Consider the following 24,664-nt stretch of genomic DNA (forward strand, 5'->3'; position numbering starts at 1 on the left):
ACGATCAGGTTGATAGGTTCGAGGTGGAAGTGCAGCAATGCATGCAGCTGACGAATACTAATCGGTCGAGGGCTTATCCTACGAACATTCGCTCGGATGTTCAACTTCGGACATGATCAGCTAAACAAGACCTTCGCAAAGGTTCGTATCCAGTTTTCAGGGTGACAAAGTTCCTGAATCTTACTGTTCCCTGATAGCTCAGTTGGTAGAGCACTCGACTGTTAATCGAGTTGTCACAGGTTCGAGTCCTGTTCGGGGAGCCATTCATGGAGAAGTACCCAAGTGGCTCAAGGGGACCCTCTGCTAAGGGGTTAGACTGCGTAAGTGGTGCGAGGGTTCGAATCCCTCCTTCTCCGTTGTACTTTTTTCATCAAGGCCCGTTGGTCAAGTGGTTAAGACACCTCCCTTTCACGGAGGTAACAGGGGTTCGAGTCCCCTACGGGTCACCAGTTATTTGGAGGCTTAGCTCAGCTGGGAGAGCATCTGCCTTACAAGCAGAGGGTCGGCGGTTCGATCCCGTCAGCCTCCACCATAAAAGATTTACTTGTACTATCGCGGGGTGGAGCAGCTCGGTAGCTCGTCGGGCTCATAACCCGAAGGCCGCAGGTTCAAATCCTGCCCCCGCAACCAATTTTACTGCGGAGCCGTGGTGTAGTGGCCCAACATGCCTGCCTGTCACGCAGGAGACCGCGGGTTCGAATCCCGTCGGCTCCGCCATTATTACCAAAGCTTAATCTTTAACATTTGCCGGTGTAGCTCAGTTGGTAGAGCAACTGACTTGTAATCAGTAGGTCGTGGGTTCGACTCCTATCGCCGGCACCATCTTTACTCGAGTCATTAGCTCAGTTGGTAGAGCACCTGACTTTTAATCAGGGTGTCGTAGGTTCGAATCCTACATGACTCACCATTTTCTTATGGAAAATGATTCTCACTCATGCGCGTATGGCGGAATTGGCAGACGCACCAGACTTAGGATCTGGCGGGCGACCGTGGGGGTTCAAGTCCCTCTACGCGCACCATATTTATTTGCGGAAGTGGCTCAGCGGTAGAGCATCGCCTTGCCAAGGCGAGGGTCGCGGGTTCGATTCCCGTCTTCCGCTCCATTATTAGTGCCCTTAGCTCAGCTGGATAGAGCATTTGACTACGAATCAAAAGGTCGGGAGTTCGAATCTCTCAGGGCACGCCATTTTCACTTCATTACGGGATGTAGCTCAGCTTGGTAGAGCACCTGGTTTGGGACCAGGGGGTCGCATGTTCAAATCGTGTCATCCCGACCATCTTTTAAATGAACGCTCCTTGCGAAAGCAGGGGGCTTTTTTTTGTGCGTTATGGCATGTGTTTGATTAGGCAGGCGATGGCGTATTTAATTAATGCCGTATAAAAACGTTTTTATGCTTACCGGCCCGCTTAATTTTCAATTATTTTTATAGCGTAAATGCGAGAAAAACCAGTGATATCAAGGGTTTCATGGTTAAAAAAATGCCGTTTGTTTTAATGTTGAAGAATTTACTTCCGCGGTGGTAAGATGTCAGTACAATAACCTGTAAGTGCTTACAACTATTACTTACTCACACTGAGGTAGTGAATTGTGGTTGTGGATGCCAAGTAAAACGTTTTATGAGATTAACTATTTTCATCTAGAATGATGGCTTTATGGCAGTTTCCAATAAAAGGTGTACAGTTTATAAAGAAATGACGGGATCGCGTGTGAAGCGCCCGAAGCAGGGCATGTTTCTACATCGTGAATGGCATGAAGTATCCAGAGTAGTTAAAACGTAAGCAAAGAGAGGAACTATACGATGGAGACGACAATAAAATCTGAAGTAAAACTGCCGGTTTGGATTTGGCATCAGGAACGTGAGCAGCGGCCAAGCTGTGTGCTGACTCGTACATTTACGGTAGAGTCAGAAGTTCGCCAAGTCTCCTTACACGCATCGTTTACGGGTGGAGCGCGCGTTGTGCTTGATGGGCAAGTAGTCGCAGAGATTGCTGAACGTGCCGGGAATGCAGGCGCTTTTATGAAAGTTGTTGGTTTTCCGGATGTATTGCCCCCAGGGGAGCATGAGCTTAGGATTGAAATGGATTGTACGGCGTTCATCCCTTTGGTAGAAGTGAACTACTATCTGTGGAATCGCAGGGTTGGTGCGATCGCGTTTCTGCAGGGAGAGGGATTGTGGCTTACAACGGAGGCGGAGAGCTGGCAGGCGGATGATTCGGCTGCTGCGCAAATATGCTTATTAGGCGAAGAGCCATTCGGAGATTTAGAGAACAGCCCGGCAGCTTTCGTAGCAGGCGGTTTCGGAGATATTACGGCCTACGATCTGGATAATGTCATCGTGCAGGACCTGTTCGCGATAGAGGCAGCGGTATCGGGCGACGGTAAAGTCAGTCTCAGCGGCGCACATGGACAGGATGGATCCGTGGTCAAACCGGAGCAGGAGCAGTTAGAGCTGTTTTACCATCTGCGGAAGCAGAATGAGTGGAAAGCGATGAGACAGCTGCAAATGGAGATGGACCTGAGCACAGCTTCAAGAGTGACTGTCGATCTGCTAGCGGAGCATAACTGCCGATTTATCGTCTCCAACTCAGGTGACGAGCCGGTGAAGCTGTTATGGAATGGTGCTGAATCGACCATGGAGCTTGCGCATTACGACGGTTGTATTACGGAATGGCTCGTTGTTCCTCCGGGAGAAACGGTCTGTACGCTTCCACAGGGCTGTCGTTATATACAGTTGTATGTACTGGGCGAACCAGAGCAGTCTTTTGAACTGAAGCTGAGGTTCCAGACGGTGCACGTAGCGCTGCGCCAAGCTGGGAAACTGCAAAGCGATAATGAGGAGCTAAATCAAATCTTTGAGGTTTCCGCGCATACGAGCCGGATATGTCATCAAATTGGGCTGTGGGACGGGATTAAGCGGGATCGGCTGAACTGGACCTTTGATTTCTATCTGGCGGCAAAATCCTGTTACTTCTTATGGGACGATACGAAGGTTATCCGCCGCGCGGTGCGTGAGCTGGGAGAAGGTACGCCGAGCGGGCATTGGATGAACAGTATTTGTGAATATACGCTGTGGTGGATGAAGACGGTAACGGAGTATTATTTTCAGACGGGCGATAAGGAATTTGTGCTGGAGCTGAAGGAGCCGATGCACCGCCATATGAAATGGGTGCTTGAGAATACGAGGCCAGGTGAAGGGCTCCTCATCCAAGACGGCATTCTGATTGAATGGGTACCGCTGACCAACGAGGAGAAGGTTATTGCGCTGCAAGCAATCTATGCATTGACGCATGCCGACTTGGTGAAATTGGCAGCCGAATTACCTGAGCTGGAGCTGGCGCCGCTGCTCGATTGGCCGATGCGGGCACTGAGCTCCGAGGATTTTATGAAAGAGCCTTACGCTCTGGCAGTTAAAGTGCTCGGTATTGCAAGCGGTTATGTGAGTGCTGATGCAGCCGTAGCCTTCTTGGACGAATATGAGTTGATGGATCCGATCACGCCGTTGTCGGCGTTCCAACTGGCAGAGTGTTATTCCCGGTTTGGGAAACATGAGCGAGCGTATGAGGTGATCTCGATCGTATGGGGCGGAATGCTCGATCACGGGGCGACGACCTTCTGGGAAGCTTACTCGCACGGGGAAGGAAATGGAGGGCGCGATTTTCACGATGCTCTCACCACGTATACAGCTTACGGCTCCTATCGGATGAGCTTATGCCATGCCTGGTCCAGCACGCCTGTGAAATGGATAGGCGAAGTTGTTCTCGGTGTTCAGTCGCTTGAGCCTGGTTACAAAACAGTGATGGTCTCGCCAAATCCGGTCGGCGGCATTCGCGCTTGCAGCGGTACGGTCAACACTCCGTTTGGTGATCTCCATGTGAAGTGGTATGTGGACGATAGCGGCAAGGTGTGTACGAGTGTCATTGCACCTCCCGGCGTTCAGGTCGTGGAATTGAGCGAGCATAAGGTCGTATGAACAAGCTTGCAGAATAATAGTTGATTTATAGGGCTTAATTCGGTATTGTGAGAGTAATTTAGCAGTCTGTATGTAACTGGCGTACATGGGCAACCATGAGGGAGCATATAGATACGAGCCGTACGCCTGGGCAGAGGTAGGGGGAGCTTACGAGTTCTCCTTGCCTCTTTTTGTATTCGGAGAGGAGCGAGTGTGAGTGAAGTCCTATCAACAGGAGTTGTTTGAGAAGCCTTATCCGGGGAGAACCTTGATTGCAGGCATGACACCTTCCGGGTCGCATTACGTGCAGGTGTATTGGATTATGGGGCGCAGCGTGAACAGCCGCAATCGGGTTTTTGAGCAGGATGGCATGTATGTCAGGAATAAGGCATTCGATCCGGCGTTGATGGAAGATCCTTCGCTTATTATTTATTATCCGATCCGCCACTGGGAGGATGCGCACATTGTCTCTAACGGTGACCAGACGGATACCATCTATGAGGGCTTACAGCTTCGGCAGACTTTCGAGCAAGCGTTGATGAACCGAGAGTTCGAGCCGGATGCGCCGCATTTTACACCGAGGATCTCTGCCGTTATCTATGCGGATGTGAAGCAGTATGAATTGTCGATTCTCAAAACGTATGACAACGACCCTTCGGTTTGCTTGCGTAGTCGGTATCATTTCAGCCGGTTTAAGCAGGGGACGGGACACTGCATACATACCTACGAATCGGAACGGGATGGCGTATTGAAGCCGTTTAAAGGCGATCCGTTCGAAGTGCCGTTATTCGATTCCATTGAAGAAACCGCCGATTTCTATTGGGAGGGAATCAACCCGGATAACCGAATTTCGCTGCTGGTTAAATCGATTAGCGTGGAGGATCAAACGATTAATTACGCTTTTAGAAATAAGCATGTGTGAGGGGCTGGCAGGATTAGGTCGGTTAATCGGGGAATACTGAAGCATTAGATTGCTGGTTAAAGCGGAAATGGGAACAAGGGGTGTATGAGTGCTGTGGAGCTTCTTAAGCAGAAAATAAGGCAAGAAGGCATCGTGCTGGATGGCGGCGTGTTAAAGGTAGATACGTTTCTGAATCATCAAGTGGATGCATAGCTGATGCTTGCGATCGGAAAAGCTTTTGCCGAGCTGTTTCGCGAGAGCGGTGTAACGAAGATCATGACAATCGAGTCTTCGGGCATTGCACCGGCAGTGCTGACCGCACTTCAGCTTGGCGTGCCGATGGTGTTCGGACGTAAACGCAAATCGCTGACGCTTCGGGATGACCTGTACACGGAGAAGGTATACTCATTTACGAAACAAGAGGAGAGCGAAGTCACGATATCGAGAAAGTTCCTCGCACCGAATGATCGCGTGCTGATTATTGATGATTTTCTCGCTCATGGGGAAGCTGCGCTTGGTATGGCGCGAATCGTTCAGCAAGCCGGGGCAGAGGTAGCCGGCATGGGGATCGTGATCGAGAAGTCGTTTCAATCCGGAAGAGGGAAGCTTCTGGAAAAGGGATTCCGCGTGGAGTCGCTTGCTCGCATTGCTTCGCTGGAGGGCGGCAAGGTGGAGTTTGTTTAATGGCAGGTAAAATGGAGGAATGGATAACAGGATGAACAAAGAATCGAACCCGAATCCAATTATTGGCGAGAAAGATGTGCTGAATTGGCGCGTGATGAACGCGCCGCGCGATATTGTATTTCAGGCCTGGGCGAATCCGGATCTCTTGGCGCAGTGGTGGGGACCAAATGGATTTACGAACACGTTCAGCACGTTTGAGTTTCGGGAAGGCGGTGTTTGGGAGTTCGTCATGCACGGCCCTGATGGCACCAACTATAAGAATAAAAATGTGTTCCAGGCGATCAAGGCGCCGGAGCAAATCGTGCTCGAGCATGTTACGGGACCGCATTTTCAGGTGAACGCTTCATTCGAGGAAGTGGATGGCGGGCGTACGAAGCTGTCGTTCCATATGCAATTTAACACGGCGGCTGAATTCGACCATGTGAAGGACTATGTGGTGGATGGGAATGAGCAGAACTTCGACCGGCTGGAGGCTTTGCTGGGTACGCTGACTGCGAAGTGAGTTGCAAGTGATGAATGATGAATGATGAGTAAACAGTGACATGAGATATTGGAATGTGAAATGGCTGTACTGGGGGATAGCGCCCGGTGCAGCTATTTTTGTATGGGTTGGGATCAGAGGTATGTTATGTTCGAGACAGCTAGGGGAAGATTGTTACTGTGGCGATGTGCTAACGAATCGTATGGGCCTTATTTGCATGAATTATGCCGATAATCAGATCTTACGAATCGTACGGGTCTTATTATGGAGAAATGGAGTCGAAATCAGCATTTGGACATGGAATAGTGCCTGTAGGATTCGTTAGAAATTCAAACCCCGTTCAGAGATCCAAATAAGACCTCCGGGATTCGTTAGAGAGTGAACGCAATGACGGAGAGCGATTGGTGGAAGCGTGCTTCTAGTTATTTCTACTGACTAGATCCAGGTCTTCTTCAGCATCTGCAAATAACGATTCATCGCTTCGATGAAGCTGTCGGTATCGGAGGTCAATCGTCTCAGCAGCAAGTGAAGCGTGTCCCCCATCTCATGACGGTATGGGGCGATCCACCGTTTCTTGTTGCCGGCCCAGAATAAGCGGGATGCGCTGTTCGCCAGCGTTTGCTGCATTTCCTGGTTATGACTGAGCGCGATGACGCGGCTCACGAAGTCATATTCAAATTGGCATAATGCAAGCGTGTCGCTGACAACATGAGCGGGTTCATCGCCGACAGCATAAAGTGACGACGCATCGTCAGCAGCGAGCAGCGTTTCCAGCTCTTCCACTAGCTGCCGGGACATCTCGCCGAGCGCGGATTCGTCGCGGTTGCGCACGCTCGTGAAGGCATACAATAGCAGCGCGGTCAGCAGTTCCAGGAGATCGCCGACCCGCTGGGCAGATGAATCGAGGACCAGCACGCCGTGCTTGGGAATGATCCGCAGGAAGCCTTCATTCTCGAGCTGCTGCAACGCGGCGCGGATGGGCGTGCGGCTCATATCGAGCTGACGGCTGAGCTGTACCTCGGAGGTGACGATTCCTTTGGGCAGCTCACCGCCTATAATTTGTTCATAGATGACGTGATAGGCTTCATCGCGCAGCGATTGGCGGGGCATGCGGAGGATCCCTCCTATTATTTTTCATCCGAAAGCTACTAAAAAGTAGTATAACATAAGAGAGAGGAAGCGAAGGAGGGAAGGCCGTTGGAGAAGCAGCAGACCGCGGTGACGCTGCGTGATCAGGCTTTCGAAGCGATTAAGAATCGGATTGTGAGCGGAGAGTGGCAAGGCGGGATGTTTTTGCCCGAGAAGCTGCTCAGCGAACTGCTCGGTATGAGCAAAACGCCGATTCGCTCCGCGCTCGATCGCCTGGAGATGATGGGGCTCGTAAAGCTGTCCCCAAAGCAAGGGGTCATCGTACAAGAGGTATCGCTTAAGAAGATTTTGGAGATCTACGAGCTGCGTTTATCGCTCGAAACCTATGCCGTTCGACGGCTGACGGGGAAGATGGATGCAGCGTTCTTCGCCGGTCTGGATGACAATTTGGCGCAACAGGCCGATGCGATAGCTGAAGAAGATATCATGCGATATGTGGAGCTGGACCGCCAATTCCATGCGCTGATTATCGCAGGGCTCGATAATGAGGAATATACCGAGGTGATGTCGCGCATTCAGGATAAGTTTCTGCTCGTCGTGCGGACGACCTTCAACCGCAATAAGAAGCGTCTTGCGGGCAGCATCGACGAGCATTGGCAGATTCGTCATGCACTGGCAGGCACCGACCCTGAGCTGACTGTACAGCTAACGCAGCGGCATATCGAATATGTGAAGAAGATCATGCTTTGATGTATACAAGTTAGACATCTTGTCGCCTCCCAAACGGCTGTGCTACGCTGGGCTCAATTAACGACAATCAATTGGGAGGCATAGCGGCAATGAAAATAACAAACATTCGCACCTATATTCTCGGCAACCCGTGGAAGAACTGGCTCTTCGTGTTAGTGGATACGGATGAAGGCGTCACGGGGCTTGGCGAAGGGACACTGAATGGTTTTGCCAAAACCGTCGAGGCTGCTATTCATGAACTGAAGCATCTCGTAATCGGACGCGACCCGTTCGATGTGGAAACGATCAGTTTGAAGCTGTTCCGCGACGTTTACTCCGATGGCGGACAGATTCAAGGCTCCGCACTGGCTGCAATTGAAACCGCTTGCTGGGACATCATGGGCAAGGTGACGAATCAGCCCCTCTACAAGCTCCTAGGCGGCAGCTGTCACGATAAGCTTCGCTGTTATGCAAACGGCTGGTACCGTGGGCCAAATACGCCTGAGAACTTCTTCGAGAAAGCGAAGATCGTAGTCGATAAAGGCTACACTGCCTTGAAGTTCGATCCGTTCGGCGCTGCTTGGCGGACAGTCAGCCGGCAGGATTTCTCAGCCGCGATCGAGAATATCGCGGCCGTTCGGGAAGCCGTCGGCAAGGACGTCGACATTCTCATCGAAGGCCATAACCGCTTCAGCGTGAGTACGGCATTGCAATTCGCAGATGCGATGCTGAAGTATGAGCCGACTTGGTTCGAAGCGCCTGTTCCACCGCAGCTCATCTCGAGCATGGTTGAAGTGGCGCGCCGCAGCCCGATACCGGTTGCCTGCGGAGAGGACTACTACTCGCGCGAGCAATTCGCGGAGCTCCTCCGCCATGATGCGGTGCACATTATTCAGCTGGAGCCTCAGTATCTGGGCATTTCGGCATCGAAGCAAATTTGCGGCATGGTGCATGCCCATAATGGCGTGACGGCGCCGCACAGTGCGCAGGGTCCGGTATGCTCGGTTGTATGCAGCCATTTGAACATGGCGACGCCGAATTTCCTTATCCATGAAATTTTCGATGAATTTAATGAGCCGTGGGAAGAGCAGGTGCTGCTCCCGCCTTTGAAAGTACAGAATGGCTATCTATTGCCTCCGGAAGGGCCGGGTCTCGGCGTGGAGCTGAATCTTGAAGAAATCGATAAGCATCCCTATCAAGTCGGCAATTGGCTACCGCTCTTCAAACAAGGCTGGGAGAAGCGCGAAACCGTTAAGTAAGAGCAGAAGAGAGGCGTCCATACCAAGGACGTCTCTTTCGATAATAGCGTTAGTCTGAATATGGGGGCAGCGTATGAGCTGGAACGGGAAAGTGGTCATCGTTACAGGTGGAGGAAGCGGGATTGGCAGAGCTGTCTGTCACCGTTTTGCAAAGGAGGGGGCGGCGGTTGTCGTAGTGAACCGCACGGCTTCCAAAGGCGAGACGGTTGCAGAGGAGATTACGGAAGCGGGATTAATCGCTACGGCGATGCAGGCTGATGTGTCATCGGAGTCGGATGTGAAGCGAGTCGTGGAGGATACGCTTGCGAAGTACGGCCGGATCGATGTCATGGTGAACAATGCCGCGGTATGCCCACAAATTCGCATTACGGAGATGAGCTTGCAGGGTTGGAATGAAGTCATCACGAATAATTTGACATCGGTCTTTTTATTTTGCCGTGAGGTGCTTCCCGCTATGGTCCGCAACGGAGGCGGTGCCATCGTGAACGTCAGCTCTGTTCATGCGCTGGCTACACTGGATGGTTATTCCGCTTACGCGGCTTCCAAAGGCGGCATCGTGTCGTTGACTCGGGCGATTGCACTGGATTTTGCCAAGCAAAATATTCGGGTGAACACGGTGCTGCCCGGGGCCGTACATACACCGATGCTGGAGAGCAGCATTAAGAACCTCGATACGCCGCGCGAGGAGACGATGAAGCAGTGGAACGAAGCACAGCCGATGGGCCGTGTCGGAACAGCGGATGAGATCGCATCGGTCGTCATGTTCGCGGCAAGCGCGGACAACTCGTTTATGACGGGGGCCGTGTTAGTGGCAGATGGCGGGATGACTATTGATTTGTAGGAGGATGAACGAGTGATGCAGCAATCTAATGCTCAGCTGCGAGAGCAGCAGCACTTGCGCAAGGCGGAGCTGGCGCTTGACGCCCAAGCCATACTCGCGGAAGGGCCAAGCTGGAACGCGGAGCAACGGAAGCTCTATTGGGTGGATATAACGGGCGGTTCATTTAGCCGCTTCGATCCGGCTACGGGCCGCAATGAGCAGTTCACGATCGGCAAGCCCGTTGGCGCTGTCGTTTGCGATGCTTCGGATGGCGATGCCGTCATTCTGACTACGCGGGACGGATTCGAGCATTACCACTGCGGAACAGGCAAGCTGACCCCGATCGCAGACCCGGAGGCGCATTTGCCCGAGAACCGATTTAACGATGGAAAATGTGATTCCGCCGGCCGATATTGGGCTGGAACGATGCAGGATGCCGAAGTGGACGTCACGGGATCCTTCTACGTGCTGGATAACGATTTAAGCTGCCGCAAAATGGCGGATGACGTTGGCGTGTCCAACGGCATCGCTTGGAGTCTCGATGAGACGCAGCTGTACTATATCGATTCCATGAAGCAGACGGTAACAGGATTCGACTATGATGTGTTGACAGGGACGATCAGTAATCCACGGCTGGTCATTGATTTTATGCCGGAGGAAGGGTTCCCGGATGGGATGACGATTGATAGCGAAGGCATGCTGTGGATCGCGCATTGGGACGGCTGGCAGGTGTCGAGATGGAACCCGCAGACCGGACAAAAGCTGGATTCGATCTACGTTCCGGTGGCAAAAGCAAGCTCTTGCATCTTCGGCGGCGACAACCTGGATACCCTCTATATCACGACGGCGAGTATCGGTCTCACGTCAGATACGAATGGGGATCAGCCGCATGCAGGCGGAATCTTCACTTGCAAACCGGGAGTAGTCGGCACGCCTACGCATGCTTTCCGAAGCGACAAAACATTTACGTAAACTTTAGCAATTTCGAGCTTGCGGAATCTATCAATTTTACCCAAATCGGGTATAGTAGAGATAGAGGCAAGCCTTACTCAAAAGGCAAGTCTCGCTAACGCTTGCGAGCGAGGAGATGGCAATTATGAACCGACATGCACTAGGCATCGCGCTAACGATCATCGGATTGGTAGCTTGCATCTCAACAGCATCGGCAGTCGATAATAAGGCCTACGCGCCTGTAACCCAAACTCCGGAAATGATCACCGTATTCATCAATGGCATGGACAAGCAAGGCGACAAGCTGCTTCTGCAGACAGACGAGATTCAGTGGTTCGAAGGCGAAGCGGCGGATGAGGCTTTCGTCAAAGAAGAACCGGATTCCGGTCTCGACAAAGCGCCGGATGGCTACTACATCGTGAACGATGATGAAACGGTGAAGACGCTTGAGGTTGATCCTCGCGCAGCCGTCATCATGCAAATCTACGACCGCACCGGCAGCCTCGTGAATGCTTCCACTGAATGGAACCAAACGATTTCACTTGATAAATTCGAAGCGATTTATCATGCGGACGGCCTCATTTCAGTCGGCGATTATCCGTATCATCTCACGATTAAGAACGGTAAAGTCACGCGTATCGTACAGCAATTTATACCTTAAACTATTGGGCCATTCGCCCTCGAAAAGCCGCAACCCATGCGCAGCATGGGTTGCGGCTTTATTTGTTTATCATAAAGCGGCAGCCCGAGACCTCCATGAAGTGGAAGTCCCGGGCTGCCGCTCCGGTTATATGAAATAGGCTATTCGAACCGCGCTAGGAAATAGTTCTTCTTCCCGCGGCGAAGGAGAATGTACTTGCCGTATAGCTTCTGATCTTGGCCGAGAATGGTTTCACCATTCGTTAGCTTCTGTCCGTTGACAGAGACAGCGCCGCTCTCGATGTCCTGTCTAGCTTGACGGCGCGAAGGAGCCGCTCCGACTTCAATCATCAGGTTCATCAAGCTGCGATCTTCTTCACCCGTACAAACGGTAGTCGGCATATCTTGCAGCGCCTCTACCAGCTCGGTTTCGCTCAGCGACATGAATTCGCCGGAGAACAGTGCTTGCGTGATTTTCTCTGCGGTTAGGACGGCTTCTTCGCCATGTACAATCTTCGTTACTTCACGAGCAAGCTCGCGTTGTGCGACGCGGCGTTCAGGCTGCTGCTGCAGTTCGTTCTCCAGCGCTTCGATTTCCGCTTGGGAGAGGAACGTGAAGTATTTCAGGAATTTGACTACATCGTTATCGTCCGTGTTGATCCAGAACTGATAGAACTGGTACACCGATGTTTTGTTCCGGTCGAGCCAGATTGCGCCTGTCTCGGATTTGCCGAACTTCTTGCCGTCGCTCTTCGTAACAAGCGGCATCGTCATGCCGTAAGCGTCGCTGCCGCCCATTTTGCCGATCAATTCAAGACCTGCGGTAATGTTGCCCCATTGGTCGCTGCCGCCTACTTGCAGGGCGCAATTATGTTCTTGATTCAGCTTATAGAAATCGTATGCTTGCAAGATCATATAGCTGAATTCCGTAAACGAAATGCCGTTGGACAAGCGCGAGTCCACGGAGTCCTTAGCCAGCATGTAATTTACAGTGAAGTTCTTACCGATATCCCGCAGGAACGTGATCACATCAAGCGGAGCAATCCAGTCGTAGTTGCTTACCAGCTTAGCTGGATTGCCGTCTGAATTGAAATCGAGGAAGGCAGACAGCTGAGCTTTCAAGCTGTTCGTCCACGAAGCAACCGTGTCCGCGGTATTAAGCGAGCGCTCGCTGGAGCGGCCGCTTGGATCGCCGATCAATCCTGTGCCGCCGCCTACAAGCGCAAGCGGAATATGACCTGCAAGCTGGAAGCGACGAAGGCATAGAATAGGTAACAGGCTGCCGATATGAAGGCTGTCGGCCGTCGGATCGAAACCGCAGTACAGCGTAACGCGCTCACTTTCCAGCTTCTTACGCAAATTTTCGGTATCGGTTAGCTGATGAATCAGACCGCGATACTCCAGATCATTAACCAGGTCTTTACTGCTTTGTACCGTTCCACTCAACATTCGAAATCCCTCCAGAAGTTAGTTGAAAACAAAGAAAGACCCGCCCCTGTCATAGACAGGGACGAGTCATCGCGTTACCACCCTAATTGAAAACGCAGTGCGTTCTCCACTCTTGTCATGTAACGGCTGACAACCGTCTGCTCCTTCTGCACATGGCAGTTTCGGAGACGAGAAGCTCGGGAAATGTAATTCACGTTCAACCTGTACCGGCTTGCACCAACCGCCGGCTCTCTGAAAGCAAGATTAGAACGCTGCTGTTTTCCTTCATGGCTTTATCCATTTGGCTTGTTGAAATAACTTTATACGATAGTAGCTCAGCATGTCAACTTTGAAGGGAGCTGAAGAAGAACTTGGCAGGTTTTTCGCTACGTTATAAGATAAGACCATACCAGCGAAGGGAGCTCGATCACACATGTTTGATCCGACCGTATTTGATAACTTGAAGGTAGCGATCGAGAACCAAGTCTATGATTTGGACAATATCGCCGGGCAGATATTGATTACGCATCGAGTCGATCGGCTGGAAATGGCAGTTATGGCACGGGTATTCGCGCTGCAATTCACGCTGGTGAACGGAGACGGCATTACGGCTGAGATCCGGCTGGAAGCATCGCTGAAGGATCTCGCGGCAGAGCTGCTGAAGCAGAAAGGCGAAAACCCGGGATGTACGCTGCGATTGCGCTTCTATATGCCGGTTCAAGATATGGAAGCGGAGTGCAAAGCGATCGAGCAGAAGATCGTTGACTTGTGGCAGCCGGAGCTGCCGCCCACACAAACGCTTAGCTTTACGTTCGGCGAAAAGACGGTCAGTTATTTCAATGAAATTGAATTGCATTTCAACCGGAAAATCAACGAGGAGCAAATGGAGGATTTGCCGGATCTTATCGATCATGTGATGCAGACGCTTGAGGCGCTGGATGGCCTAAGCACGGCAGATTAACGGGGGATTTTCAGGTACGTATTTTAATTCCGACAAAAACGATAGGAAAAGTCTTGACAGTGGATTCTATTACCAATAAGATAGAAACAAGTAAAGCAAACGACAGCAATTTATTTGTCGGATGGCATAGGATGATCAGTCTACTGGACCACCAGAGATTCAATGAGAGCGTGTATGTACACGCCATCGTTGGGTCTTCTTTTTTTATCCGGAATCATTATTAAGGGGGAGGAACGACGAAGTAAGCTGTCGTTCTTTACAGGCAAGACAAATTGAGATTCCACTACACTATGCTCAGAGAGCGAAAAGGAGATTCCTTCTATGAAAAAACCAAAAGTGTCCAAACTTACTTATTCCTTGGTCATCGCAAGCGCTGTGTTTCTGGTGTTGACTTATACCGCTGTATTCGCCAATAAAGATTCGCAAGAGGGTTCTCATTCAACACCAAATGCCGCTACTACTGTTAAACAAGCTGCGGCACCGGCAGTTGCACCTGCGGAAACGAAAGAGGCTGCTCCTGCAGCAGTAGTAACAACGGAAGAGAAACAACCGGAAGCAACTGTCGCTCCTGCTGCAGAAACGCCGGCAGCTGAACCAGCTGTTGAGACTGTAGCTGCGCCATCCGATGAAACGCAAGCTGTAACGGTTGAAAATACGGATGCTTCCGCTGAAGAAACGAAAGCAGCACCGGCAGCATCGACTAAAGCTGCAGCGGTGAAGCAAGTGAAAGCCGCAGCAGCAACAACTAGCCCGAAAGCTGCTTCCCCGGTAACGACCAGCTCCGCTGCACCTAAAGCAGCTGCAGTATCCGAGAAGCAAGAAAAACCGGCAGCCGTTGTATCCGCACCTGTAGTTGAAGAGCAACCAAGCACGCCGGCTCCGGCAGCAGCTCCTGCTGAAAAAGGACCGAAAAAAGTGGGCTCCCTGGTGGCTAAGAAAGAAACTCCGCAAGCAGCTGCACCTTCGACGTCTTCGTCGAGCTCGTCGTCATCCTCTAACTCTTCTTCCTCGCAACCGGATTCCGGCTCTTCGGACACTGAGGATTGCGGTGTGGTAAGTGACGTAGAGGATTGCAATTAAGCTGCATACTTCACACTTATCCGACTAATTAGGAGCGTAACTATATGCGAAAACATCAACCCATTGTCAGACTAGGAGCATTACTACTAGCCATCTTCCTAACGATTCCGTTCTTCCAAGCTTCGACCGCTGCCGCGGATCCGGCAGGCCCTAGCCCAAGCCCAAGTGCTATCAGCCATTATGATTATTTTAGCGACGTATACCCAAATTTGCAGGATGCCCATCATGTGTTCAGAACGGCTACGTATGAGGATATCGCACACCTATTCGAGAGTGAAGGAACATACGCCATTCTGTTTGGCGGCGCATCCGTTGCCAGCACACAGGCGAACATTGGCTTCATTAATCAGGTTGCCAAAGAATACAACATCTCGACCATCTACAACTTTGATACGAAGCTGGATGGTGTCAGCCTAGATCTTGCGGACAGCACCAACCAGTTTGCCGGTGTATACACGGATCTGGTGAACAAATATTTGACGAAGAAGGATGCGAGCGGCGCAGCAATTGAAGTGAGTCCCGCAGCAGACGTCAAAGACCAAACGTTCCTCTTTATTTACAACAAGGACAATAAAGACGGCGCGAACAGCCAGCCAATCGTTGCTTCGCTGAAAAGCAGCAACAGCGCGGCTGATTTCCTGACAGACGGCGTGGTGGATGCGGCGAAGGTAACCGCGTATAAGGATCAAGTCAAAGCTGTCTTTGGCGCAGCGCAATCCTTCGACACGATCAATCCGAACGATTTTATCGAATTGGCTTTCAATAAGAACGTGAAATTCAATTCGACTAACGGACGCGATATCTTCGACGGTACGGACGGCAATGTCGTGCTGGAACACGTGACGTATCATGAGCTTACGAAATTGCTCGCTTCACAAGGCAACTACGCGATTCTCTTCGGCGGATCGTGGTGCCCGAATACGCAGGCGGCGATTAAATTTATCAATGAATACGCGAAGAAATACAACGTCGATAAAGTGTACATGTGGGATCCAAGGCTGGATGCGGGCGTAGATGTGACGCAGACGGATTCGCCTACATTCAACTCTCACGATATCGATCGTCTGATGGTGCGCGGAACCGGCCATCCATATGCCAATCTGTATGTGGACCTGGTGAAAACGTACCTGACGAACATTAAGACGCAATACGTGAAAGGAACTACGGACGTTCGTTACACCGATGCGAATAACAATGAAATCATTGTAAACAAGCTGCAGGTTCCTTACTTGTTCACGTACAACAAGGACAACAAGGATGCAGACGGCAACAGCGCTCCGATTCTTGGACATGTCGAGCTGATGTATTCGTGGACGAATATCCAGCCGGATTACGTATCGAACGGCGTATTGCCAAACACGGTCTACAAGGCCGCACTTGATAAACTGTTCTCGAGATTAGAGGCTGTACCGACGGGCCTTACTGGGGTTGCGCCAACTTCGGCAACCGCAAATGACGGCCGCATTACAGGCACGAAAGCAGGCTTGGAATACAAGCTGGCCGGAGCTGCAAGCTACACAGCCGTAACGGGCAATTCCATTACAGGCTTGGCATCAGGTACTTACAATGTCCGTTATGCGGCAAAACCGGGCTACAATGGTCCGGTCAGCCAGCGAGTAGGCAATGTATCGACGCTGATTGCGCCAGCCGAAGTCCTGTACAGTCCGGGAGCATCCGTGGATGTAGTCGTTCCCGGAGATCCTATCATTAGCCCACCAACGCCGCCTTACGCAGTGAGCACGCCTCCTGCTGTGGAGGTAACGAATACAACTGCAGGTGATACAGCTACTTCAAGCTTCACCGTACCTTCCAAAACCGATGCGGCTACAGGCACAACATCAGCTGTCGTCACGAAGGAAGTGGTTACAGCTCTTGTAGCCGATGCGAAGAAAGCAGAAACGGCCGGAAAATCAGCTGTTGTCGAATTTAAGGTAGAAGCAAGCGCAGCTACTCAAACCGGCCAGCTAAGCATTCCGCGCAGCGCTTTCAACGAAGTCGCAGATGGCACTGGGGCGCAGGTTAAAGTGAACTACACGTCTATCGGTTCCATTGTGTTCGACTCGAAAGCAGTGGAGAACATTCGTGCAGCTTCCGGTGACGCCGATATCACGATAGAAATTGCTAAGCGTGAGCTTACCGAAGAAGGCAAGCAAGTACTAGGTGACCGACCTGTATATGAGCTGACGGTGAAAGCGGGAGACCAAACGATTTCAACTTTTGGCGGAGGCAGTGTCAAAGTCAGTGTGCCGTATACGCTAAAAGCAGACGAAGATCCGAATGCAGTCGTGGTCTACTATTTGACCGATGATGGTTACTTGGAGACGGTAAACGGAGTGTTCAACGCCGCAACGGGAACGGTTGACTTCGTGACGACTCATTTCTCGCAATATATCGTGGGCTACAATAAGGTTGTATTCTCCGATGTTGCACCAGCTTCGTGGTACAGCAAAGCGGTAACCTTCCTTGCAGCAAGAGATATTGCTACGGGTACGGACGAGACTCACTACAGCCCGCTCGCGAACGTAACTCGCGGTCAGTTCTTGGTGCTGCTATTGAAAGCATATGGCATCGTGCCGAACGAGACTGAAGCGGATAATTTCGCGGATGCAGGCAATACCTATTACTCGAATTATCTAGGCGCAGCGAAACGACTAGGCATCACAACCGGCCTTGGCGACAATCTGTTCGCACCGGATAAAGCCATTACCCGTCAAGATCTGTTTACGCTCCTGTATCGCTCGCTTGACGCACTTGGCAAGCTTCCAACGGCCAAATCAGACGCGAGTGTAAGCAGCTTCACAGACGCTGATCAAATTGCTGCTTATGCACAAGAGGCGGCTGCAGCGCTCGTAGAAGGCGGAATCGTATCCGGCAATAACGGAAAGCTAAGCCCTAAAGGGGTTACGACTAGAGCCGAGGTTGCTCAGGTATTGTATAACTTGCTCTCGAGCAAATAGAAGATTCTAGAAGATTCGTTCAAAATGGGCATCCAATCGGCTGCCCATTTTGTCCATTTTAAGTATGAGTAGGAGGAGAAAGCATGGATCTCATCGTTGCCTTCTCAGCAGGACTGCTTTCTTTCCTGTCGCCGTGCGTGCTGCCGCTTATCCCGATCTATCTCAGCCATCTTGTCGGGACGTCGGTAGCCGAACACCAGTCGCATCAAGCTAGAATAAAATTGCTTCTGAAAGCGGGTTTCTTCATTACAGGATTCACGGCTGTTTTTATCCTGCTTGGCATTTCGGTAAGCTCAGTCAGTCAGTTGCTGACGATGAATATAGAGGTTGTAAAGGAAATTGGCGGCGTGCTGATTATTATCTTGGGCTTACATACAACAGGTCTCGTGAAGATAAAAGCCTTGTATGCTGAGAAGCGGCTGTTGTCCCTTGGCAAAGTCGGGGAGAAGACGGCCTTCGGCTCACTCCTGCTCGGCATGGCTTTCGCGGCAGGCTGGACGCCGTGTGTCGGGCCGATTCTGTCTTCCATTCTTATTTATGCAGGCAGCATGGACACGATCGGAAAAGGCGTATGGCTGCTGGCGGCTTACGCAATGGGACTAGCCCTGCCGCTTATAATGGCAGCGCTCCTGGTGGGGAATCTATCGGGTTATATGAAGCGGTTTGCGGTTTATTTTCCAGTGGTATCGATCGTTAGCGGAGTCATTATGATAATCATAGGTATCCTCGTGTTTACGGATAATCTGGAGCTGATCAGCCAAGGCCAAGGCCTGTTCGATCTATAAAGGAGTTTAATGGATGAAGAGAAGCGTACTGCTATGGGGGACACTGCTTCTTGTCATGACGATTGCAGCCGCCGTGTACGTCACCGGTCATTACAGTCTAAGTGATGCGGAAGCGGGTGTTGTTGCATCCCAAACCGCTAAGGCAACCGAAGATCGGGCAATAGAGTTTACGTTAGAGGATTTGAACGGGAATCATGTTTCGCTGCGGGAGCTGAGAGGCCATAACGTCTACATCAATTTCTGGGCGAGCTGGTGCAAATACTGCAAGAAGGAAATGCCGGATATGAAGAAGATCTATGAGCACTATCCGGAGAAAGATCTTATTATTCTGACGGTCAATGTCGGCGAGAAGCGAGAGAAGGCTGCCGCATACCTGCAGGACAACGGCTACCCGCTCCGCGCTGTTCTCGATTCCGATAAGAAGATCACGATGAAGTACGGCATCACGTCGATTCCCGTATCTGTGTTTGTGGATCGACAGGGGAATATTGTGCAAAAACGGGTAGGAGCGATGAAGGAAGCGGAGATGAGGGCCATTCTTGATCCGATGATCAACTCGTAACGAAATAAAGCCCTCCGGCGTCCGGCATGCGGACGGGAGGGCTATTTCACGATTTATTAAATTGCAGCTTGCAGGGAGATTTCATCGTCCTTGTCATTGTTGAAGGCTTCGCGGTCGAACTCGCCTTCCGAATTCGCAACGAGCAGGGAAGTAACGGTTGTTCCGGTTGCATTGACGGTTGTGCGGCCCATATCGATCAGAGCCTCAACACCGGCAACAATGGCAATGCCTTCAAGCGGAAGACCCAATGCGGTCAATACGACTGTTGTCGAGATAACGGCTGGTCCCGGAACGCCGGCAACGCCGATTGATGAAACGATGCTGACAAGCACTAGTACGATATAATCCGTAAACGTCAGATCAATGCTGTACACTTGAGCGGTAAAAACAACGACGATGGCCGGCCAGATGCCGCCGCATGCGTTGAAGTTGACGGAGGCGCCAAGCGGTGCAACAAAGCTTGCGATACGCGGCGACACATGCAGACGCTTCGTAATGACATCCAGATTAACGGGAAGCGTTGCATAGCTGCTGCGGGTTGTAAATGCAACAGCGATTGTTGGATAGATTTTACGGAAGAAACGGATTGGATTAACTTTAGCTACGAAGAAGACCAAACCGCCGAATACGAGAACAAAGTGTACGATCAGCGCAACATAAGAGGTGATGATGACACTTCCGAGCTCCTGCAGCGTCTCCCAGCCATAATGGGAGGTAACGCCGGCAATAAGTGCGAATACGCCGTATGGCGTGAGTCGAATGATGAACTTCACGACCTGATGAAGCACTTGAGCGAGCGATTGAATCAAATCGCGGACGGGTTTTACCGTATCCGGATTTCTGGATCCGAGCTTGATAATGGCTACTGCAAGGAAGATTGCGAAGATAAGCACAGGCACTACTTTGCCATTGGCCGCTTCATTAATGGGATTGGATGGAACAAGATCAAGAATAACTTGGGAGAAAGTCGGGATTTCGCGAGCTTCAAAATCCGCCGGAGCCGCCTGCTGAATGCCGCTGCCCGGATTGAACGCAAGTGCGATCAGAAGGCCGATAATGGAGCCGATTCCGGTGGTGCCAAGGAACCAAGCGAAGGTTTTAAGACCGATTTTGCGCAAATACTCCAGGTTGGTTAAGGATGAAATACTGTTCAGTACAAGGATGAAGACCAGTGGTACTACAAGCATGCGAATTAAGCTTATGTACATGCTGCCAAACGTTGTAATGCCTTTGGTGTCATAGTCCAAGTTCTGAAACAGGATGCCGACTACAAGTCCGATGCCTAGGCCAATCAGTACCCGAGCGCCGAAGTTTACCCGCTTGCGTGCAAGAAAAAATAAGACCCAAAATACAAAGATGGAAGTAACAAAGCTGTACCAGTTCGTTTCAATGGCTGACAAAAAGTTGTTGTCTATATGTCCCATCGTTTAATCCCCCTTAATCCAAGTTGTTTTATCGGAATATATTTTTACTCTAATCGCGAAGGGGAATATTGTCAATAGGGAAGAAAGCAAAGAGCGGATAAATATCAGCGATTTGAGTATAGGTGAAAGTGATGGAGCTCATAGATTCTAAATATTTCACGGATTTGCATCGGTCTATTATGATGGATGCAGTCCTTGGGAGGTGTTCGGAATGGAGAACCATCAGCATGTTCGCAGCACATTCGATGAAACAGCAGCCGTGTACGATCAGCAGCGGCGGAAATTAATACCTTGCTTTGACGACTTCTATGGCGTTGCTTCGGCGCTCGCCAAGGTCGAAACGAAGGCACCTTCTATCTTGGATTTAGGTGCGGGAACGGGCCTGCTCTCTTTCTTTCTATTGGAACGTTATCCGAAAGCGAAGCTTACGCTCATCGATTTGTCCGATAAGATGCTTGCCGTCGCGAAGTCGAGGTTTAAAGAATTTGATTCGAGCGTCACGTATCTCTGTGAAGACTATACAACCTTTGTTCCGGGAGAATCATTCGATATAATCGTTTCCGGGCTGTCGATCCACCATCTGTCCGATGCGGATAAGCTGACCTTGTATCGCAGCAGTTTCGCTAATCTTAAACCGGGCGGCGTGTTTATCAATGCGGATCAGGTATTGGGGCATACGCCTTATGTAGATACACTCTATAAAGAGGACTGGAAAGGGAAGGTTGAAGCAAGCGGATTGACAACGTCTGAAATCGCGGCTGCTTACGAGCGGACGAAGCTCGATCGGATGACGGATCTTCCAACCCAGCTAGGCTGGTTGGCCGAGGCTGGTTTCGCTGATGTGGACTGCGCGTATAAATATTATAATTTTGTAGTCATGTTCGGGAGAAAGCTATAGTAGGCGAATGAGGGAGTTCGGTGGGTGAAGTGCGCATTGCGCCTTCACTTAGCCGGACTTTATTTTTTTACCTCGTGGTTAAGCTATTGTGCCTATTTTACGGGTATAATGAGGACAACACCAAGATGTAGAAGGAGGACAAAAGGATGAGTCAAATGCTGAACAAGCTATGCGTGAAAACGTTCAATAATACGAATGTCATTACGGAAATCGGAGTCGTGAAGAAGGTGAATAACCGCACGATTCACGTGGATTGGGGCAAGAAAGTATGGGTGTATCAGAATCGCGAGTTTCGCTGGGTGCCGGTGACGGAAGAAGAGTTCCTTCAGAAGTATGGCAAGAATAAATTTTCCCCTGAGGCACTTGCCAGAGCGGAAGAGCTCGGGCTGAATATCCAGAAGGGCTAGGGACATAGGTATAGAAAATGGAGTCGACTTTCTTCGACAACCTTCGCAGTACCTAATTTTTTTGTAAAATGTGGTGCCCTAATCGATAAACTGCTGATATAATAAGAGTCTACCTTTTTTATCCACTGGAAGGAGACTCTATGCGTAGATATATCAGCCTAGTAATAATGATTACACTTCTGGTCGGCAGCCTTGGCATTTCGATCGTCTCGGCAACATCTGCATTTCCTTATCAAGCTAAAGTGAACAGCAGCGCGCTCAATGTACGCAGCGAACCATCTCTGCAATCATCTGTCGTAGGCAAGCTGAATAAAGGCGATATCGTTTCGGTTACGGATGAAGACAGCGACGGCTGGGTTCAGATTAAACACAACAAGTTGACCGGTTGGGCAGCCGGGTATCTGCTCGGCAAGCTGGATGGCTCCGGTCAGGAATCCAACCCGGCAGCTAGTGAGCCGCCTACGAGCGGTACGGTAAGTACAAGCCCGGGTTCTACGGCGACAGTGCTTGCGGATTCGCTTCGGATTCGCTCCGGCCCGGGTGTGGGCTATAAGGTAGTCGGCTCCTTGTCGCAAGGCGAGCAGATTACGATTACGGGCAGTCAGAGCGAATGGATCAAGATTCGTACGGCAGGCAGTGCGACGGGCTGGGTGGCCAAGGCATACGTCGGCAAAGGCGCTGTCCCGCCGAAGCATTCCGGCAAGGGACTCAGAGGCAAGGTCATCGTCGTTGACGCCGGGCATGGCGGTAATGATCCGGGCATGATTGGAACAACGTACGAAACCAAGGAGAAAGACCTCACGCTTAGCACAGCGGGTTATCTCGAGCAGGAACTGCAAAGCTTAGGAGCTACGGTCATCATGACGCGGACGACGGATAAGAAGCCCGAGCTCTCGGAGCGTGTACGGATAAGCGAAAGAGCGGACGCGGATGCGTTCGTCAGCATTCATTATAATTCCTCGGAGAAACAAACGTCCGGCATCCTTACTTTCTTCTATTCCGAGAAGAAAGACAGACCGCTGGCGCAAGCTATTGAGGACGAATTGACTGAAGTCGGCGGGCTGCGCAGCCATGGTCTATCCTTCGGCGATCTGTATGTACTGCGGGAGAATGACACGGTAGCGACGTTGGTTGAACTCGGATTTCTGTCGAACCGCAAGGATGAATCGATTGTTCGCGGATCGGCTTATCAGAAGAAAGCGGCTGCGGCTATTGCCAGAGGATTGGCGAATTATTTCGGATAAGCGGCTGTTTAGCAGCGCAGGCGAGAAGGAGACTGCCCCTTGTGAGGGCGGTCTTCTTTTGCGTTTAGGCGTAAACAAGAAGCGTCTTCGAGGGGGCTCATGGACGGCTTAGAAAGAATTGATATTTTTGGCAAACTGGTAGTATGAAATGCAGCAAAAATCCGCTAAAATAACGGTGACACCCACCTAATTATTCCATGGGAAGAAAAGGGGAATCGCCATGCTGACCGTACTGCGACGAATGCAGACAAGGCTGAGTATTTGGCAAGTCATCACGGGGTTGTTCATCGTATTGCTGGTTATTGAAGCGGTTGTGCTGCCTTACGGGTCATCCAAGCTAAATGATTATTCAGGCAGTGCCGGCATTCTGGATTTGCGTCTCTCTTATTCCGCTGACCAGGCGTATGCCATAATCGGGGCATACAGCGACGCAGGGAGAGCTTTTTACGCCACATTTACGCTCACAGCAGATTTTATCTATCCCATCGTATACAGTATGTTCTTTGCGCTGCTGGCGACTGTCATTTACCGGCGTGCGTTCGCACCGAAGTCATGGGCCCAACAATTACCTCTTCTTATCTACATCACGCTCCTCCTGGATTACTTAGAAAATGCATGCATCGTGACGATGCTGACCAACTATCCGGATCGAATCACATTCATTGCAAAGGCCGGCAGTCTCTTTACTACACTGAAATGGACGATGGCGGCAATCAGCATTCTCCTGCTGCTGTTCGGGGTAGTGATGCTGATCATCAAACGGTTGCGCAAAACCCATTAGAAAAGAGGAGTACCCGTGTCGCACGAGCATCAGTCCCCGTCTGCCAAGTTCAAACGTCCTTCCGCTTATCAAGCTGAAGCTCGGAGCACTGAAAGCACGAAATCGAGTATGACCACCGCAGGTTCAGCTGCCGGCGGTGAACATATGCTCTCTCCACGGCAGGTGCTGCAGCTGCAGAAGGCAGCAGGCAATCGAGCGGTAGTACAGATGATGCAGCAGAGCAGCCGCTCATCGGTTGTGCAGCGAAGCGAAGAGGGGGATGGCGAGCAGCATCAGAAAGGACGTCTTCCTTCGAACGTTCAGGCGAAGATGGAAGCCGCCCTTCAGACGAATGTGTCGGATGTTCGCGTCCACGAGGACTCTTCGTCCGCGAGAGAAGTAGGGGCGCTTGCGTATACGCAGGGCAGCGATGTTCATTTTGCACCGGGTCAGTATCAACCGGATACCCAAGAAGGGCAAGAGCTGATCGGCCATGAGCTGCAGCACGTCGTTCAGCAGCGTAAAGGGCGAATCGAGCCGACCCTGTCGGTAGCCGGTATGCCGGTCAACGATGATCCTGCACTGGAGCAGGAAGCCGACGACATGGGCAAGAAGGCTGCTTCACAGAAAGTGGATTAAGCGGCAGCTGTGGCTT

General features: G+C 51.0%; 21 protein-coding genes, 12 tRNA genes, 1 rRNA gene, 1 pseudogene, 1 riboswitch and 1 other annotated feature. Of the genes and pseudogenes, 32 read left to right on the forward strand and 3 right to left on the reverse strand.

Annotated elements, in window-relative coordinates; translation table 11 throughout:
* From AC6ESO_RS24930 to AC6ESO_RS25010, 17 genes and pseudogenes are all read left to right on the forward strand, one after another.
* Positions 1-81, forward strand: a 23S ribosomal RNA gene (locus tag AC6ESO_RS24930); the annotation flags it as partial.
* 106 nt (positions 82-187) lie between these two features.
* Positions 188-263, forward strand: a tRNA-Asn gene (locus tag AC6ESO_RS24935).
* A 5-nt stretch (positions 264-268) separates the two neighbouring features.
* Positions 269-356, forward strand: a tRNA-Ser gene (locus AC6ESO_RS24940).
* An 18-nt stretch (positions 357-374) separates the two neighbouring features.
* A tRNA-Glu gene (locus AC6ESO_RS24945) sits at positions 375-449 on the forward strand.
* A gap of 7 nt (positions 450-456) precedes the next feature.
* Positions 457-532: transfer RNA gene (locus tag AC6ESO_RS24950), tRNA-Val, on the forward strand.
* 21 nt (positions 533-553) lie between these two features.
* Positions 554-630, forward strand: a tRNA-Met gene (locus AC6ESO_RS24955).
* Between the two features lie 10 nt (positions 631-640).
* Positions 641-717 (forward strand) — tRNA-Asp (locus AC6ESO_RS24960).
* Positions 718-746: 29 nt separating this feature from the next.
* A tRNA-Thr gene (locus AC6ESO_RS24965) sits at positions 747-822 on the forward strand.
* A gap of 9 nt (positions 823-831) precedes the next feature.
* A tRNA-Lys gene (locus tag AC6ESO_RS24970) sits at positions 832-907 on the forward strand.
* Positions 908-936: 29 nt separating this feature from the next.
* Positions 937-1,019: transfer RNA gene (locus tag AC6ESO_RS24975), tRNA-Leu, on the forward strand.
* A 9-nt stretch (positions 1,020-1,028) separates the two neighbouring features.
* Positions 1,029-1,103: transfer RNA gene (locus tag AC6ESO_RS24980), tRNA-Gly, on the forward strand.
* A gap of 6 nt (positions 1,104-1,109) precedes the next feature.
* Positions 1,110-1,186: transfer RNA gene (locus AC6ESO_RS24985), tRNA-Arg, on the forward strand.
* Positions 1,187-1,200: 14 nt separating this feature from the next.
* Positions 1,201-1,277, forward strand: a tRNA-Pro gene (locus tag AC6ESO_RS24990).
* A gap of 522 nt (positions 1,278-1,799) precedes the next feature.
* On the forward strand, positions 1,800-3,971 hold the full coding sequence (locus tag AC6ESO_RS24995; protein ID WP_497093759.1) for an alpha-L-rhamnosidase-related protein: 2,172 nt from the start codon (positions 1,800-1,802) through the stop codon (positions 3,969-3,971).
* 62 nt (positions 3,972-4,033) lie between these two features.
* Positions 4,034-4,110, forward strand: a riboswitch (ZMP/ZTP riboswitch).
* A gap of 57 nt (positions 4,111-4,167) precedes the next feature.
* Positions 4,168-4,872, forward strand: a complete 705-nt coding sequence (locus tag AC6ESO_RS25000; protein WP_497093760.1) for an IMP cyclohydrolase — start codon at positions 4,168-4,170, stop codon at positions 4,870-4,872.
* Positions 4,873-4,965: 93 nt separating this feature from the next.
* A pseudogene (locus AC6ESO_RS25005) lies at positions 4,966-5,535 on the forward strand (xanthine phosphoribosyltransferase).
* Between the two features lie 31 nt (positions 5,536-5,566).
* Positions 5,567-6,037: an SRPBCC family protein gene (locus tag AC6ESO_RS25010; protein WP_497093761.1), complete on the forward strand. Its 471-nt coding sequence runs from the start codon at positions 5,567-5,569 to the stop codon at positions 6,035-6,037.
* Between the two features lie 414 nt (positions 6,038-6,451).
* Here the strand turns inward: AC6ESO_RS25010 and AC6ESO_RS25015 are convergent, their stop codons facing one another.
* On the reverse strand, positions 6,452-7,126 hold the full coding sequence (locus tag AC6ESO_RS25015; protein ID WP_497093762.1) for a GntR family transcriptional regulator: 675 nt from the start codon (positions 7,124-7,126) through the stop codon (positions 6,452-6,454).
* An 87-nt stretch (positions 7,127-7,213) separates the two neighbouring features.
* On the opposite strand from AC6ESO_RS25015, the gene AC6ESO_RS25020 reads away from it, so the two are divergent.
* The 5 genes from AC6ESO_RS25020 (at position 7,214) to AC6ESO_RS25040 (ending at position 11,525) form a co-directional block, all read left to right on the forward strand.
* Positions 7,214-7,855: a GntR family transcriptional regulator gene (locus tag AC6ESO_RS25020; RefSeq protein ID WP_497093763.1), complete on the forward strand. Its 642-nt coding sequence runs from the start codon at positions 7,214-7,216 to the stop codon at positions 7,853-7,855.
* A gap of 89 nt (positions 7,856-7,944) precedes the next feature.
* Positions 7,945-9,093, forward strand: a complete 1,149-nt coding sequence (locus AC6ESO_RS25025) for a mandelate racemase/muconate lactonizing enzyme family protein (RefSeq protein WP_497093764.1) — start codon at positions 7,945-7,947, stop codon at positions 9,091-9,093.
* A gap of 73 nt (positions 9,094-9,166) precedes the next feature.
* Positions 9,167-9,934, forward strand: coding sequence for an SDR family NAD(P)-dependent oxidoreductase (locus AC6ESO_RS25030; RefSeq protein ID WP_497093765.1), 768 nt, complete (start codon positions 9,167-9,169; stop codon positions 9,932-9,934).
* Positions 9,935-9,949: 15 nt separating this feature from the next.
* A complete protein-coding gene (locus AC6ESO_RS25035) occupies positions 9,950-10,885 on the forward strand; it encodes an SMP-30/gluconolactonase/LRE family protein (RefSeq protein WP_497093891.1) in 936 nt (311 codons plus the stop codon).
* Between the two features lie 124 nt (positions 10,886-11,009).
* Positions 11,010-11,525 carry a hypothetical protein gene (locus AC6ESO_RS25040; protein ID WP_497093766.1) on the forward strand — a complete coding sequence of 172 codons (516 nt, stop codon included), beginning with the start codon at positions 11,010-11,012 and terminating at the stop codon, positions 11,523-11,525.
* Between the two features lie 140 nt (positions 11,526-11,665).
* Here AC6ESO_RS25040 and tyrS read toward each other — a convergent pair whose 3' ends face one another.
* A complete protein-coding gene (gene tyrS, locus AC6ESO_RS25045; protein WP_497093767.1) occupies positions 11,666-12,952 on the reverse strand; it encodes a tyrosine--tRNA ligase in 1,287 nt (428 codons plus the stop codon).
* Positions 12,953-13,006: 54 nt separating this feature from the next.
* Positions 13,007-13,229, reverse strand: a binding site (T-box leader).
* Between the two features lie 135 nt (positions 13,230-13,364).
* Between tyrS and AC6ESO_RS25050 the strand changes: the two genes are divergently transcribed.
* The 5 genes from AC6ESO_RS25050 (at position 13,365) to AC6ESO_RS25070 (ending at position 19,276) form a co-directional block, all read left to right on the forward strand.
* Positions 13,365-13,892 (forward strand): hypothetical protein, encoded by a 528-nt coding sequence (locus AC6ESO_RS25050; RefSeq protein WP_497093768.1) that lies wholly within the window; start codon positions 13,365-13,367, stop codon positions 13,890-13,892.
* Positions 13,893-14,213: 321 nt separating this feature from the next.
* Positions 14,214-14,972, forward strand: a complete 759-nt coding sequence (locus AC6ESO_RS25055; protein WP_497093769.1) for a hypothetical protein — start codon at positions 14,214-14,216, stop codon at positions 14,970-14,972.
* A 44-nt stretch (positions 14,973-15,016) separates the two neighbouring features.
* Positions 15,017-17,929, forward strand: a complete 2,913-nt coding sequence (locus AC6ESO_RS25060; protein WP_497093770.1) for an S-layer homology domain-containing protein — start codon at positions 15,017-15,019, stop codon at positions 17,927-17,929.
* An 83-nt stretch (positions 17,930-18,012) separates the two neighbouring features.
* Positions 18,013-18,714, forward strand: coding sequence for a cytochrome c biogenesis CcdA family protein (locus AC6ESO_RS25065; RefSeq protein ID WP_497093771.1), 702 nt, complete (start codon positions 18,013-18,015; stop codon positions 18,712-18,714).
* Positions 18,715-18,727: 13 nt separating this feature from the next.
* Entirely contained in the window at positions 18,728-19,276 is a 549-nt protein-coding gene (locus AC6ESO_RS25070; RefSeq protein ID WP_497093772.1) for a TlpA family protein disulfide reductase, read from the forward strand.
* A gap of 56 nt (positions 19,277-19,332) precedes the next feature.
* On the opposite strand, the gene AC6ESO_RS25075 is transcribed toward AC6ESO_RS25070, so the two are convergent.
* A complete protein-coding gene (locus tag AC6ESO_RS25075; protein WP_494821952.1) occupies positions 19,333-20,700 on the reverse strand; it encodes a cation:dicarboxylate symporter family transporter in 1,368 nt (455 codons plus the stop codon).
* A gap of 211 nt (positions 20,701-20,911) precedes the next feature.
* On the opposite strand from AC6ESO_RS25075, the gene AC6ESO_RS25080 reads away from it, so the two are divergent.
* The 5 genes from AC6ESO_RS25080 (at position 20,912) to AC6ESO_RS25100 (ending at position 24,648) form a co-directional block, all read left to right on the forward strand.
* Positions 20,912-21,598, forward strand: coding sequence for a class I SAM-dependent methyltransferase (locus AC6ESO_RS25080; protein ID WP_497093773.1), 687 nt, complete (start codon positions 20,912-20,914; stop codon positions 21,596-21,598).
* Between the two features lie 146 nt (positions 21,599-21,744).
* Entirely contained in the window at positions 21,745-22,005 is a 261-nt protein-coding gene (locus tag AC6ESO_RS25085; RefSeq protein WP_497093774.1) for a hypothetical protein, read from the forward strand.
* A gap of 140 nt (positions 22,006-22,145) precedes the next feature.
* The gene (locus AC6ESO_RS25090) at positions 22,146-23,249 is read left to right on the forward strand and encodes an N-acetylmuramoyl-L-alanine amidase family protein (RefSeq protein WP_497093775.1); all 1,104 of its coding nucleotides are present in this window, start codon (positions 22,146-22,148) and stop codon (positions 23,247-23,249) included.
* Between the two features lie 220 nt (positions 23,250-23,469).
* Positions 23,470-24,030: a hypothetical protein gene (locus AC6ESO_RS25095; RefSeq protein ID WP_497093776.1), complete on the forward strand. Its 561-nt coding sequence runs from the start codon at positions 23,470-23,472 to the stop codon at positions 24,028-24,030.
* Positions 24,031-24,045: 15 nt separating this feature from the next.
* Complete coding sequence (locus tag AC6ESO_RS25100) at positions 24,046-24,648, forward strand: eCIS core domain-containing protein (RefSeq protein WP_497093777.1); 603 nt, start codon at positions 24,046-24,048, stop codon at positions 24,646-24,648.
* The last annotated feature ends 16 nt before the right edge of the window (positions 24,649-24,664 follow it).

It is taken from the genome of Paenibacillus rhizoryzae (genome assembly GCF_059686995.1).

Bases quoted from the DNA above. Each gene is read 5' to 3' on its own strand.
- AC6ESO_RS25050 (WP_497093768.1), top strand. From the start codon at position 13,365: ATGTTTGATCCGACCGTATTTGATAACTTGAAGGTAGCGATCGAGAAC.
- AC6ESO_RS25070 (WP_497093772.1), top strand. From the start codon at position 18,728: ATGAAGAGAAGCGTACTGCTATGGGGGACACTGCTTCTTGTCATGACG.
- AC6ESO_RS25065 (WP_497093771.1), top strand. From the start codon at position 18,013: ATGGATCTCATCGTTGCCTTCTCAGCAGGACTGCTTTCTTTCCTGTCG.
- AC6ESO_RS25075 (WP_494821952.1), bottom strand. From the start codon at position 20,700: ATGGGACATATAGACAACAACTTTTTGTCAGCCATTGAAACGAACTGG.
- AC6ESO_RS25015 (WP_497093762.1), bottom strand. From the start codon at position 7,126: ATGCCCCGCCAATCGCTGCGCGATGAAGCCTATCACGTCATCTATGAA.
- AC6ESO_RS25055 (WP_497093769.1), top strand. From the start codon at position 14,214: ATGAAAAAACCAAAAGTGTCCAAACTTACTTATTCCTTGGTCATCGCA.
- AC6ESO_RS25095 (WP_497093776.1), top strand. From the start codon at position 23,470: ATGCTGACCGTACTGCGACGAATGCAGACAAGGCTGAGTATTTGGCAA.
- tyrS (WP_497093767.1), bottom strand. From the start codon at position 12,952: ATGTTGAGTGGAACGGTACAAAGCAGTAAAGACCTGGTTAATGATCTG.
- AC6ESO_RS25035 (WP_497093891.1), top strand. From the start codon at position 9,950: ATGCAGCAATCTAATGCTCAGCTGCGAGAGCAGCAGCACTTGCGCAAG.
- AC6ESO_RS25090 (WP_497093775.1), top strand. From the start codon at position 22,146: ATGCGTAGATATATCAGCCTAGTAATAATGATTACACTTCTGGTCGGC.
- AC6ESO_RS25025 (WP_497093764.1), top strand. From the start codon at position 7,945: ATGAAAATAACAAACATTCGCACCTATATTCTCGGCAACCCGTGGAAG.
- AC6ESO_RS25030 (WP_497093765.1), top strand. From the start codon at position 9,167: ATGAGCTGGAACGGGAAAGTGGTCATCGTTACAGGTGGAGGAAGCGGG.
- AC6ESO_RS24995 (WP_497093759.1), top strand. From the start codon at position 1,800: ATGGAGACGACAATAAAATCTGAAGTAAAACTGCCGGTTTGGATTTGG.
- AC6ESO_RS25060 (WP_497093770.1), top strand. From the start codon at position 15,017: ATGCGAAAACATCAACCCATTGTCAGACTAGGAGCATTACTACTAGCC.
- AC6ESO_RS25010 (WP_497093761.1), top strand. From the start codon at position 5,567: ATGAACAAAGAATCGAACCCGAATCCAATTATTGGCGAGAAAGATGTG.
- AC6ESO_RS25085 (WP_497093774.1), top strand. From the start codon at position 21,745: ATGAGTCAAATGCTGAACAAGCTATGCGTGAAAACGTTCAATAATACG.
- AC6ESO_RS25080 (WP_497093773.1), top strand. From the start codon at position 20,912: ATGGAGAACCATCAGCATGTTCGCAGCACATTCGATGAAACAGCAGCC.
- AC6ESO_RS25040 (WP_497093766.1), top strand. From the start codon at position 11,010: ATGAACCGACATGCACTAGGCATCGCGCTAACGATCATCGGATTGGTA.